Annotated in this window: 11 protein-coding genes; 4 read left to right on the forward strand and 7 right to left on the reverse strand. The window is 46.7% G+C overall.

What is annotated here, in order from left to right:
* The first annotated feature begins 6 nt into the window (after nucleotides 1-6).
* Nucleotides 7-1527, forward strand: coding sequence for a RagB/SusD family nutrient uptake outer membrane protein (locus GWR21_RS22960; RefSeq protein ID WP_162333985.1), 1521 nt, complete (start codon nucleotides 7-9; stop codon nucleotides 1525-1527).
* Between the two features lie 86 nt (nucleotides 1528-1613).
* Here the strand turns inward: GWR21_RS22960 and GWR21_RS22965 are convergent, their stop codons facing one another.
* Together GWR21_RS22965 and GWR21_RS22970 are read right to left on the reverse strand one after the other, a co-directional pair.
* On the reverse strand, nucleotides 1614-2273 hold the full coding sequence (locus GWR21_RS22965; RefSeq protein ID WP_162333986.1) for a siderophore-interacting protein: 660 nt from the start codon (nucleotides 2271-2273) through the stop codon (nucleotides 1614-1616).
* A 39-nt stretch (nucleotides 2274-2312) separates the two neighbouring features.
* Nucleotides 2313-3167, reverse strand: a complete 855-nt coding sequence (locus tag GWR21_RS22970) for a helix-turn-helix transcriptional regulator (RefSeq protein WP_162333987.1) — start codon at nucleotides 3165-3167, stop codon at nucleotides 2313-2315.
* Nucleotides 3168-3308: 141 nt separating this feature from the next.
* On the opposite strand from GWR21_RS22970, the gene GWR21_RS22975 reads away from it, so the two are divergent.
* Nucleotides 3309-3545, forward strand: a complete 237-nt coding sequence (locus tag GWR21_RS22975; protein ID WP_012789171.1) for a hypothetical protein — start codon at nucleotides 3309-3311, stop codon at nucleotides 3543-3545.
* On the opposite strand, the gene GWR21_RS22980 is transcribed toward GWR21_RS22975, so the two are convergent.
* The 5 genes from GWR21_RS22980 to GWR21_RS23000 all read right to left on the reverse strand — a co-directional run bounded on the left by GWR21_RS22980 (nucleotide 3542) and on the right by GWR21_RS23000 (nucleotide 8610).
* Complete coding sequence (locus GWR21_RS22980; RefSeq protein WP_162333988.1) at nucleotides 3542-4468, reverse strand: tetratricopeptide repeat protein; 927 nt, start codon at nucleotides 4466-4468, stop codon at nucleotides 3542-3544. The genes GWR21_RS22975 and GWR21_RS22980 overlap by 4 nt on opposite strands.
* 360 nt (nucleotides 4469-4828) lie before the next feature.
* Nucleotides 4829-5302 (reverse strand): MarR family winged helix-turn-helix transcriptional regulator, encoded by a 474-nt coding sequence (locus GWR21_RS22985; protein ID WP_162333989.1) that lies wholly within the window; start codon nucleotides 5300-5302, stop codon nucleotides 4829-4831.
* A 120-nt stretch (nucleotides 5303-5422) separates the two neighbouring features.
* A complete protein-coding gene (uxuA, locus tag GWR21_RS22990) occupies nucleotides 5423-6604 on the reverse strand; it encodes a mannonate dehydratase (RefSeq protein WP_202928984.1) in 1182 nt (393 codons plus the stop codon).
* A gap of 205 nt (nucleotides 6605-6809) precedes the next feature.
* Nucleotides 6810-8114: a glycerate kinase type-2 family protein gene (locus tag GWR21_RS22995; RefSeq protein WP_162333991.1), complete on the reverse strand. Its 1305-nt coding sequence runs from the start codon at nucleotides 8112-8114 to the stop codon at nucleotides 6810-6812.
* A 67-nt stretch (nucleotides 8115-8181) separates the two neighbouring features.
* Nucleotides 8182-8610: a hypothetical protein gene (locus GWR21_RS23000; protein ID WP_162333992.1), complete on the reverse strand. Its 429-nt coding sequence runs from the start codon at nucleotides 8608-8610 to the stop codon at nucleotides 8182-8184.
* 200 nt (nucleotides 8611-8810) lie between these two features.
* Between GWR21_RS23000 and GWR21_RS23005 the strand changes: the two genes are divergently transcribed.
* Both GWR21_RS23005 and GWR21_RS23010 read left to right on the forward strand, forming a co-directional pair.
* Nucleotides 8811-11828, forward strand: coding sequence for an amidohydrolase family protein (locus GWR21_RS23005; protein ID WP_162333993.1), 3018 nt, complete (start codon nucleotides 8811-8813; stop codon nucleotides 11826-11828).
* 25 nt (nucleotides 11829-11853) lie between these two features.
* Nucleotides 11854-13146 (forward strand): amidohydrolase family protein, encoded by a 1293-nt coding sequence (locus tag GWR21_RS23010; RefSeq protein ID WP_162333994.1) that lies wholly within the window; start codon nucleotides 11854-11856, stop codon nucleotides 13144-13146.
* The last annotated feature ends 22 nt before the right edge of the window (nucleotides 13147-13168 follow it).

Here is a 13168-nt window from a genome sequence, read left to right on the forward strand (position 1 = left end):
ACAGCCATGAATCTTATACTGAAACATAAAAAATTATTGTGCTGCCTGGTCGTAGCATTATTTACAGGCATCACATCGTGTAATAACTACCTGGATGTAAAGCCTCAGGGGCAGATAGACCAGGAGGCGGCTGCATTGGATCCGGCTACTGCACAGAAGCTGGTGATAGGTGTATATAATACCATGTGGGAAGGAAATATGCATGGGTTTTCATACGTGCAGATGACCAATATTGCATCTGATGATGCGGATAAAGGAAGTAACACCGGTGATGATATGCCGAATTCCGGTGCTATAGACAACCTGACAATGGGCCCATCAGTCAATACATTAAACAGCATCTGGAGTACTTTCTATCTGGGAGTGGCACGTGCTAATCAGGCATTGTCCTCCCTTGAAGGCAGCACGCTCGATGAAACACTGAAAAACCAGCTGATAGGAGAGGTACGTTTCCTGCGCGCTTACTTCTATTTCGACCTGGTACGCTTTTTTGGTGGTGTGCCAAAGATAGACCGGGTCATTACGCCGCAGGAAGCTAACAGCGCAACCTTTCAGACAAAGGCGAGTAAGGAAGAGATCTACACACTTATCATCGGAGATCTGGAATATGCACTGGCCAATGTCGCTGCAAAGGGGCAAACCAATTCCGCGGCAGGAAGAGCCAGCAAAGCTGCCGCCGCAGGTATGCTGGCGAAGGTAATGCTCTATCGTCAGAACTGGCAGCGGGCATTTAGTCTCAGTGATTCTATTGTCACACAGAAACTGGGCGCTTATGGGTTGCTGGATAACTATTTTGATATCTGGCGCGAAAAAGGGGCTAATAGTAGTGAGTCCCTTTTCGAGGTGCAAACAGGAGAGAATTCAGCATGTGAAGCGGCGATTGCCAACTATGCAGAATGCCAGGCACCCCGTGCAGGAGGTAAATTCGGATGGGCTGATCTGGGCTGGGGCTTTGGAACGCCTTCCCAGAGTTTGCAGAATGAATACGAAGATGGCGATCTGAGAAAAGCCGCTACCATCATCACGATCAATCCTACTGGTACTTTCCTGTGGGATGGATTCAGGATACCCGGCAGGGACAGTGTTGAAAATGATCGCTATAACTATAAATCCTACCATAGCCAGATCGCGGAAACCAATTGCGGTAACAGGGGACGGTTACCCAAGAACCTACGCATATTGCGTTACGCAGAGATCCTGCTGATACATGCAGAGGCTGCGTTGGCATTAGGTAATGGTGGTGTGGCCGCCGGAGATATTACAGCGCTGCATCCAAGAGCTGGTTTAGGGCCGGTGGGAACTGTTACCAGGGAGTATATCTGGCATGAGAGAAGAGTGGAACTGGCGATGGAACATGACCGCTTCTTTGATATTGTCCGCCAGGATGAATTATCACCAGGAAGAGCTGCTGCACTCTTCACTGCGCATGGTAAAACATTTGCTGACAGGAATAAGGTATTCCCTATTCCACAACGCCAGATAGATCTGAGCAACAACGCGCTTAAACAGAATGATGGCTATAACTGATCATTCAGATGATCGGATGAAGAGAGCGGGTGCGTCACATGATTTGACGCACCCGCTCTCTTTTAGAGGAACAATAGCATACCGGATCACTCCCAGAAGCCAGCAGGTTTGATGTGCGTCGCGCCCAGTTGTTTCAGGAGCTTACGTGTCTGTACGACCAGCCTTACCTGACCGGCAACGTAGAACGTCGTATCATTCATAGGAAGATCACGTTGTGTCAGCCATTCGATCATCCCACTGGTGTAGTTCAGGATAGTTGTAACAGGCATTTCCAGTAGCTGGGCTGGTAATGGCTGATGATGAGAAACGAGTGTATGAAATTGTTGTGCAGGTGCTTTCCTGAGATAGAGCGATATGAAATGTCCGATGGCGCTCGCATCTCCGATGCATACAAGATGAGTAGCTGCTGTGGGTTGATGGAACCCGCCACCAGGGCCGGCATATACGGCGGAGCTGCCAGATTGTAGTTGCCTGGCCCAATTGCTTCCCGGGCCATCATGACCAACATCGATCAGGAGTGTGGCTTCCTGCGTAGCAGCATTCCATGAAGCGAGCGTGTAATCTCGTAACTGGGATCTTTCTGTTTCGAACTTCAGGTGCTGACAACTGCGCCATTTAATTGCGTCAGGCAGTTGCAGCCGAACCATCAGCAAATGATCTGTAATATATGTTGTCGCAACAACACGTGCGGTTTTTCCCAGCCGGGCCATGAAGAAGGCCTTGGCTTTATCTTTCAGGTATGACATATAACAAAAGTAGTGGTATGTGTAGCGGTGATATTTATACTATTCCGGGTCGGATAGATACTTTTCCCGGGCTTTTTCTCTGAAGGCGGCAGGTGTACTACCTGTGTGCTGTTTGAAGAAGCGGTTGAAGTATGACAGCTCATTGAATTGCAGGTGCCATGCGATCTCTTTGATACTTTCTTTTGCGTGTAGCAGCAGGCGCTTGGCTTCCAGCACTCTTCTTTCGTTGATATGTGCGGAGACCGTTTGCCCTGTATGCTGTTTGATCACGTCATTGAGATGGTCAACTGTTATATGCATAGCTGCAGCATATTGGGCTGGCTTCGTCCATTCAAGAAAGTGTGTGGCCAGCAGTTCGCGGTAACGTATTAACAGGGGAGCACCTGAATGGATATGTGCAGCTGCATGCCGGTAAAACAATGTCAGCAGGAGAGACAGATAGTGCTGAAGCATGGCAACATATTTTGCGGGTCGCTCCTGATATTCCTGTGCCATCTGGTTCATGATGACATGGACCTGCATCAGATCCCTTTCAGATAGCTTTACAGGCCCCAAAGGGTGGGCGGGCAGTATTACCTGCTGGTCTAACATAAAGTCGGCCGAAAAAGCCACAATAAACGCGTTTCTGGTATTGTTACTAACCGGCTGGTGCACCTGCCCGGGAACGATCAGTAGCATTTCTCCTGCCTGGATGGTGACCTGTTGGAAATCCAGCATATGCGTACTGTCTCCTTCGAGACAAACCCCCAGCATAAAATAGCCATGCCGGTGTGCGGCCATAAGGTGTTTATGCCGGGAAGCATCGGTGGTCACTATTTCCAGGTGAAAGGGAATGCCTTCAGCAGACAGATCTTCCAGTCTATAGGATGCAATAAAAGGAGCGGTTCCGGGCATAGTCAGTGATTCGTTACATAAATGTAGACGGTGAAGGCCCGAATAAATTGTATTGGGATTAACAAAAAAATAAAACCCAACCGCTTGTTTATTAAGTATTTTATGAATAAATTTATAAGCCTATGTAAAAAAACATAACCTATGAAATGGATTGAAGAACTTAATGTTATTTACCAAAAGCTTGGTGCGATTGGTTTTGAAGAAGTGAAAAAAGAGATCCTGAGAGCCCAAATGAGCGGTCATGGCGGAGAAACCTATTACCTGGTCCTGCAACAGCTTATTATGATCAAGAAAGACAAAGTACAGATCTACGAACTTATTAAAGGAGAAGTAGAAAGCATTATCCACTTTAGCAAGCATATGATCCACCTGAACTAATAGTTCAGCTCTTCCTTCAATCGGGCTGCTTTCCAGTATATCGGCGCATCTTCCGGTATCTTAAGCACCCATTCCAGGCATTGTTGTTTATCATTTTCACGAATATAGCTCAATGCCATATAGAAGGCAGCGTCATAGCGGTAAATGGAATTACTGTTGTACACTTTTTTGAGGTCATTACGTGCCTCCGTCATTTTTCCCTCGTCTACAAGGCTGACTCCCCTGTAGTAACGGGCAGTTGTATGTGAAGAGTCCCTAACTATTATCTGATCAAGCAGACCGATCGCTTTATTGAAATGACCATGATTAAATGCTACTGCTGCCTGATGCATTATTAAAGCAGTATCCTGTTCTGAAGACACATGATTGGCATGCACCATCTCCGTCCCTGAAAACTGGCGGTAGATATCCTTATGCCATGGACTGATGAATAAGAGAGCCGCCAGACCGGCGCCAATGATAGCTGTAATGATCACATAGACGCTCACCCGGCTGTTGGGGCCATCCTTTGTATGAAACCATCGTTCGCGTTGGTCAGCGATCATTTCTTCCAGTTCACCTCTGGTATGGTCCGTGCTGTGACGGGGATGTGGAGATGCGAGTGCTGCTTCAATGTATCTTATATGCTGTTCATCCAGACCCGGAGCGGGGGCCTGGGGATGAAATGACATGCCCTTATTCGGAGCTTTCTGCATGAGGTCCTGCTTCCATTTGAGCTGGCATGCATACAGGAAAAAGGGCTCGAAACGATTTGTAAGCGTTAATTTATGAAGATGGGCGTAGTCATAGAGCGCCATTAACACATCTTCAAATACGGTGGCTGCTTCCTTGATGTTGCCTCCCCAACCTGTTACCATGTGTTTCACTTTACGGGCAAACCGTTTGTAAATAGCGTCAACAATTGCAGGGGAGCTGTCTAGCAAACCATCGATATATTCATCGTCATTATTTATAATCCGGCTGGAAACCATAAGTTGCTATGTCTGCTACTTGATATTAAAAGTATTAAATCACTGGTCAATAGACAAAAATATTAATACAATGGTTGTGCCGGAATCCGCAGTGGGACATATAAAACGGGAAATTTATATGCGAGGAAATATTGTATTGGGAGTTTTTAGATGTGTAATTAATTTTTGCACATGAGAAAATGCTGGGTGAGTGGGGCAAACGGGCAGGGCTTTATTTTTTACTGACGACCATGATGATCTGAATATAAGCAACAATGCCCATTCCTGAAATTTCCAAAATCAGGAATGGGCATGTCATTAAATGGAAAATTGTCAGCATTCGGGATGTAAACTGAAGACCAGTTTACGTAAGATCTGACTTAATGCGTCAGCATTATCCTCGCCGACAATATGTGTATACTCTTCCTGTATCTCCTGAAAGCTTTCGGCTGCACAGATGATTAGCTTTTTGCCCTCATCCGTCAGTGATATGATCGCTGCCCGTGCATCATTCGCATGTTTGCTGGTGTGAATAAAGCCGCCTGCTTCCAGGTTCTTCACTACTTTACTCATGGCCTGTTTGGTAATACGGGCCTTTCTTGCCAGTTCATTATTGATGATGCCCTGCGGATCTATATTCACTATCAGCACCAGGTCACCAAGTTTGAAGTTGTTATAACCTTTCTGCTGCAGCTTTTGCATAATTCTACAGTCCATATCTTTTTTCAACAAGCCTAACATTCTGATAAGGCTCTGTTGCCGTTGCGCCAGATGCTGCTGTAACTGCTCATCCAGTGACCCGTTCATATGAATACGTGTTTTTGGAGCTAATTAATAAATTGATCAGCGTTCCTGAATCCAGCTGCTTACTTTTTCGTTTCTAATCCCAACCTTATAAAGCTGCCAGTAGGCTGCAGGTGTGGACTTTCATTTGTTGAAAAGTGAGCGTGCTATACCCAGTTCAAGTCCCCGGAGCTCAGCCAGTCCGCGTAAACGGCCGATGGCACTGTAGCCCGGATTCGTTACTTTGCTGAGATCATCCAGCATCTGATGACCATGGTCAGGACGCATCGGTATAGATATGTTCCGCTTATGCATCACTGACAGTATTGATTTGACTACGGCATACATGTCTACATCTCCTTCCAGGTGATTGGCTTCATAAAAGTTACCAATACTGTCGCGCTGTGTACTTCTGAGGTGTATGAAGTGAATGTGTTCTCCTAAACGTTCTACCATACCAGGAAGATCGTTATCAGGACGTACACCATAGGAACCTGTACAGAAGCAAAGACCATTGGAAGCATAAGGAGCTGCAGCCAGTAATTCTCTGGCATCCTGTTCCGTACTTACTATCCTTGGCAGTCCCAGGATGGGGAATGGAGGATCATCAGGGTGTATCGCCAGTTTCACACCTGCTTCTTCAGCTACTGGTGCAATCTGTTGCAGAAAATAGAAGAGGTGCAGTTTCAGCTGTGTCTCATCAATGCCTTTATATTTATCGAGGGCAGCCTGGAATTTTTCCAGTGTAAAGCTTTCCTCTGATCCTGGCAACCCGGCAATAATATTCTTCTGCAGCAGTGCTTTCTCTGCATCAGTCATACTGTCGAAACGTTCTTTTGCCATGGATATATCTGCAGGATCGTAGTCGTTCTCTGCACCAGGACGCTGTAACATGAAAAGATCGAAAGCAAGGAATGCCGCTTTTTCAAAACGCAGTGCTTTGGAACCATCTTCAACAGTAAATGCCAGGTCTGTTCTTGTCCAGTCGAGTACAGGCATAAAGTTGTATGTCACTATACGGATACCGCACTGCCCCAGGTTACGAAGGCTCTGCTGATAATGCTGAATATACTCTATAAACCGTCCGCTTTGCGTTTTGATATCTTCGTGAACGGGTACACTCTCCACTACAGACCAGGTAAGGCCTGCGGCTTCAATCATATCCTTCCTCTTTTGTATCTCCTCAACTGTCCATATCTCTCCGTTGGGAACATGGTGTAAAGCCGTTACGATGCCGGTTGCTCCCGCTTGTTTGATATCAGCCAGGCTTACCGGATCATTCGGTCCGAACCAGCGCCATGTCTGTTCCATTCTTAGCATACGCATATAAAGGTTTAAGCCCCAAAAATAGGACTTCCGGAAAATAATTAATGATTTAGTAATAATGATTTCGCTCTTACTACAGGGGTCGTATTATGTTCTTACTCCTTTTTTCATACCAAAAATAGCGTGTACTCCAATGGTTTATGATCATCGCGACCCTGTAGAATTTGTGCAAACCTAAGAAAATCTAATGGGAACAACCAACGCTTCAGCAAATGATTGCCAGCATGATGTCCATTACATTTGTCTGTGTAGGACCTGTTTTGACCAAACCCCCGCCTTTTTCAAAGAAATGATATGCGTCATTACGTTGCAGGAAATCAGTTGCATCCAGTCCCATTGCCGCTTTAGCCGCCATTAGCTCTTTATCTGCGAAAGCGCCTGCTGCATCTGTTGGTCCATCTGTACCGTCAGTACCAGCACTCAATATGGTGATGCCGGGAACATCTTTCAGTAGCATGCCCGCTGCCAGTGCCAGGTGCTGATTTCTGCCACCCAGACCATCACCGTTAACAATGACCGTACTCTCTCCTCCCATTAGCAGGCATTGTGGCTGCCCGTCCTGTTTCTGACTGGCTGCATGCACCAGCTGGGCTGCAAGGCCCTCCGCAGTACCTGTTGCGGTAGAAGTGAGTATTTGCGTATTATATCCCAACGAAATTGCCTTCCGCTGAGCGGCTTCCAGCGCAATATGATTGCTACCTGTTAACAAGTTATGCACATGGGCTAACCCCGCATGCCCGGGTTTGGGTGTCTCTGCAATTTTACCGGCGCATCCCTGCTGTAAATAGTTATAAATGGCTGCTGGAAGCAGTGGCACGAGATTATATTTACGAAGAATGGCCATAGCATCTCCAAATGTGGACGGATCTGCCACCGTAGGTCCCGAACCTATGATAGAAAGGTCATCACCTACTACATCACTCAGTATCAGACTGCACCAGGCATTTGTATTCGCCAGCAATGCCAGCTGCCCGCCTTTTACGGCAGAGAGATGCTTGCGCACAATATTCATTTCGTAAATATCGGCGCCGCTTTTCAGTAACAATGAAAAGACCTGTTGTACCTGCATAAGATCTGCTCCTGGTGGATAATCAGCCAGCAGGGCAGAGGCTCCTCCCGACAGCAGGAATAATACAATGTCTCCTGGTTTTACAGCCCCTAACATCAGGATCATCTTTGCTGTGGCACTGACGCTATTTTCATCTGGTATCGGATGCCCGGCTTCTGCCAGCTGAATAGCTGTTAACGGCAATGCATGTGCATACTTGGTAATAACAATGCCTTTTTTGGGTATATCTGTAAGTATGTTTTCCAATGCCTGGGCCATAGCAGCAGCCGCTTTTCCAGCTCCAAATATCCACACCGTATTGTCAGGATGCAGGGGGAATGACTGGTTGCCCACTGTCAGTACATCCTGCTGTACCTGTACATATTGCTGCATCAGGCAGGCGGGTTGTACCGCAGCTACGGCAGCATTGAATATGGTAATGGCATCGTCGCTTCTTATCATCTCCCAAGATAAAAAAATAAGGATGCCGGTCAGCATCCTTATTTCATTCGTTTATAAATTTCCCTTATCAGCGGGCATTACGTTTCTGTTGTTTCTTATCCATTTTGGCTTCCATCTGCTCTTTCTTCTTCAGCTCCCAGTCGTTCCATTTTTTATACTGGTCAGGTGTGAGGACTGATTTAAAACGCTGGCTCCTTTCTTCATTCAATGCCTTTATCTGTTGCATTTTGTCTTTTTTGGAAAGGGCCGTATTGTGTTTGAGGGATTCCATCCGTTGCGTGATGTCAGTATTGATGGCATGAATGTCCTTATCCTGTTGCTTGGACAGGTTCAGCCGCCGGTCAAGTTTGTCACTCATTTTATCTGCCCGCTGTTCCGGTGTAAAACGTACTTTCTTCACAGTTGCAGTATCTTTTTGTTGCGCTATACTGCCACTACTGAAAGCGAGTAAGCTGCCTAACAAAAGCCCACTGATACGGATCATGTAACTTTTCATAAAAAACGGGTTGTTGTCCTGGTTAAATATAGGTAATTAACGCAATATTACTACCAGTCATCAAAAATCTGCATAAAGATGCAAATAGCACATTAATCATTTGTTACTTTTAGGGGTCGGCTGAAATTGTCTTACAGGTAAGACTATGCTGACTGTCAGATATCTATGAACCCAAAATCTAAATTGTCAAACACAAGCCAATGAGTATTTTTTTTCCGCCGCGTAAGCGGCTCGCCCGCCTTTGTCTCTTGCTGGGCGGCCTCTTTGCAGGTTCGTATGCATCAGCACAGGAGACTTTTCCTGTGAATGGCATTGCTGACCCCAGAGAAGGATGTTACGCTTTTGTCAAAGCGACTATCGTAAAGAGTGCCGGCAATGTGCTGACCAATGCCAGCCTCGTCATCCGTAATGGGCGCATCGTTAGTGTCGGTAATGGTCCTGTGCCGAAAGATGCAGTGGTGATTGATTGCGAGGGGAAATATATCTACCCTTCCTTCGTAGATATTTACAGTGATTATGGTTCCCAGTCAGTAAAAAAAGCTGCGGGTGGTTACAGGGGAGATCCACAGTTCCTCTCCAACACCAAGGGCCCTTATGGCTGGAATCAGGCGATCAAAAGTGAGGTGAACGCGGCAGATGCATTTCAGGTAGATGGCACTACTGCTGAGTCGCTGAGAAATGCAGGTTTTGGTACAGTCTTGTCTCATCAGCAGGACGGTATCGCACGTGGTACAGGGGCACTGGTGACCCTGGCAGATGATCGTGAAAATAAAGTGCTGATCAGAGAGAAAGCTGGTGCTTATTATTCATTTGATAAAGGCAGTTCCACCCAGAACTATCCCAGCTCGCTGATGGGAAGCATAGCCCTGTTACGCCAGACTTTCCTGGATGCCCAATGGTACCAGTCACGTCCTGCGAAAGAAGGTGCCAATCTCACCCTGCAGGCCTGGAATGATAACCGTACCCTGCCTCAGATATTCGAAGTACAGGATAAATGGGATGCGCTCCGCGCTGATAAGATAGGGGATGAATTTGGCGTACAGTATATTATAAAAGCCAGCGGTAACGAATATCAGCGTATCGCTGAAATGGCCGCTACAAAAGCTTCTTTTATCCTGCCGCTGAACTTCCCTCAGCCTATTGATGTGGAAGACCCGAATGACGCCCGTTTCGTTGCACTCAGTGATATGAAACACTGGGAACTTGCGCCTACGGAAGCAGCTGCCTTTGATAAAGCGAATATTCCTTTCTGTCTGACTGCTTCAGGTCTGAAGGACCTGAAACAGTTCCTGGCTGCTGTCAGAAAATCAATTGAGTACGGCCTCAGTGAACAAAAAGCATTGGATGCACTGACTCTCGCTCCAGCCCGCATCATAAAAGCAGACGACCTGGTTGGTTCCCTGGATGCTGGTAAGCTGGCCAACTTCCTGGTAACATCCGGTAATATCTTCAATGAAAACACTATCCTGTTCCAGAACTGGGTACAGGGTAAAAGATACAATATCAAGGATGATGGCTGGAAAGATATCCGGGGTACCTATACCCTGACTGTTACTCCAGGCAATACGAAATATACCCTCTTGCTGAAAGGCACCGCGGCTGCTCCTGCATTGTCTCTCGTTCAGCAGGATACCATAGCAGGTTCTGTTACAGTGAATGATAAACTCGTGAAGATCGCTTTCCCACTGAAGAAAGGCGGTGCACAGTTACGGCTGAGCGGTGTGGCTGGTATAGGAGAATGGTCTGGTACCGGAGTGGATACTGCTGGCAGATGGGTAAAATGGAATGCGGTATTTAACGCGGCTTATGCCAAGCAGGATACTGCAAAACCTAAAGCCGCTCCACAACTGGGAAATCTCTATTATCCATTCAACGGTTATGGATGGGAAACGGTTCCTAAGCAACACGACATCCTGATTAAAAATGCGACTGTCTGGACGGGTGAAAAAGAAGGTAAACTGGAAAATACTGATGTATTGATCCGCAATGGAAAGATCGCACAGATCGGAAAGAACCTTGCTGCTGGTAATGCCCGCGTGATTGATGGTACAGGTAAACATCTGACAGCTGGGATCATAGATGAGCACTCACATATTGCGATCTCTAAAGGCGTAAATGAGGGTACGCAGTCTGTCACATCTGAAGTACGCATCGCTGATGTGGTAAACCCTGATGACGTGAATATATATAGACAGCTGAGCGGTGGGGTGACGGCTTCTCACCTGTTACATGGTTCCGCAAATACTATCGGCGGACAAAGCCAGCTGATCAAGCTTCGCTGGGGGGCTGATGCGGAAGAACTCAAATTTGCGGGTGTAGATCCATTTATCAAATTCGCATTAGGTGAGAACGTTAAACAGTCCAACTGGGGTGAACGTCAGCGTGAGCGCTTCCCGCAAACCCGTATGGGCGTTGAACAGGTACTGACGGATGCATTCACCCGTGCGCGTGATTATGAAAAAGCAGGCCCTAGCAAACGTCGTGATCTGGAGCTGGATGCACTGGTGGAGATCCTGAACAGCAAGCGTTTCATCACCTGTCACTCTTATGTACAAAGCGAAATTAACATGCTGATGCATGTAGCAGATACTTTCCATTTCAGGATCAATACTTTTACCCATATCCTTGAGGGATATAAGGTGGCTGATAAGATGAAGCAACATGGTGCCGGTGCTGGTACATTCGCTGACTGGTGGGCATACAAGATGGAAGTACAGGATGCTATTCCTTACAATGCTACTATCATGCAACGTGTCGGGGTGAATGTCGCTATCAATTCAGATGATGCAGAGATGGCCCGCAGACTCAACCAGGAAGCAGCTAAGAGTATCAAGTATGGAGATATGACAGAAGAGGAGGCCATTAAACTGGTAACCATCAATCCGGCGAAACTGCTGCATGTAGCCGACCGCACAGGTAGCATTAAAGCAGGAAAAGATGCTGATCTGGTGCTCTGGAATGATAATCCGCTCAGTATATACGCAAAGGCAGAAAAAACCCTGGTAGATGGCATCGTATACTTCGACAGGGAAAAGGACCTGGAGCTGCGTCAGCGTATCAGCGCAGAACGCAATCGTCTGGTAATCAAAATGCTGAATGAAAAGAAAAAAGGTACACCTACCCAGAAAGCAGCCGCTTCGAGGGAAGAAATGTACCATTGTGAAGATCTGCAGGCTGGTCATCAGCAACGTCTGACAGATGGAAATAATGAATTGTAACCGCTGCTTGCATCAATCAAACAACATGAAACGTAGTTTATTAACTTATATCACCGCACTTTCCTGCTCTGCTGTTATGGCACAGGAAACCATCTATCCGGCGCCATCGCAGGCAAAGCCGGTCTACCTGACCAACGCCACGATACATGTGGGTAACGGACAGGTGATAGAGAAAGGTTCATTGTCTTTTGTCAATGGTAAGATCACTGCTGTGGGGAGTGATCTGCCGACACCAGCGACCGATGTAAAAGTGATCGATCTTCAGGGAAAACATGTTTATCCTGGTATTATCGCTCCGCTGACAACGGTAGGTCTTACCGAAGTAGAAGCTGTACGTTCTACCAATGATTTCAGTGAAGTAGGAGAGATCAATCCTTCTGTACGTTCACTGGTGGCTTATAATACGGATTCCAAAGTGATCAACACCCTGCGTTCCAATGGCATACTGCTGGTACAGGTAACGCCAGAGGGTGGGATGATTCCGGGTTCCTCTTCTGTTGTGCAGCTGGATGCCTGGAACTGGGAAGATGCGGTTGTCAAGGCTGATGGTGCTATCCATTTTTATATGCCAAGCTTACTGCCTCCTCCTGCGGCGGCAGGCCGTTTCTCCATTACTAAAGACAGGGCAGAAGAATTTGCAGAGAAGACGGGTAAGGTACGTGCCTTCCTGAACGAGGCAAAGGCCTATCTGGCAGAAGACAAACACGCTGCTGTCAACCTGAAGTTTGAAGCAGTACGCAAACTGTTCAGCAGGCAGCAAAAGTTGTTCATACATTGTAACCTGGTAAAAGAGATGCTGGTAGCTGTCGATTTTGCCAAGGAATATAATATTGACGTGGTAATTGCTGGTGGAGCTGATTCCTGGATGATCACAGATGTGCTGAAACAGCATAATATCGCAGTCGTACTGGCGCAGCCTCATAGTCTGCCGGTTATGCAGGATGACGATGTTGACCAACCTTACAAGACGGCTGCACAACTGCAACAGGCCGGGGTACTTTTCTGTCTGAGTAATGAAGGTTTCTGGCAACAGCGTAATCTGCCTTTTGAAGCAGGTACCGCAAGCACTTATGGTCTTTCAAAAGAAGAAGCACTGGCAGCGGTGACGTTGAATACTGCTAAGATATTAGGTATCGACAAGGTTACCGGTTCCCTGGAAGCTGGTAAGGATGCCAATATCACGATCAGTACAGGTGATCTGCTGGATATGCGCAGTAGTGTGGTTACCCAGGCGTTTATTCAGGGACGGGAAGTTAATCTCGATAATAAACACAAACAGTTATATGAGCGTTATAAATATAAGTACGGACTGAAATAGCCTAAACTTATATCTGGCAAGG

Source organism: Chitinophaga agri (genome assembly GCF_010093065.1).
Taxonomy (GTDB): domain Bacteria; phylum Bacteroidota; class Bacteroidia; order Chitinophagales; family Chitinophagaceae; genus Chitinophaga; species Chitinophaga agri.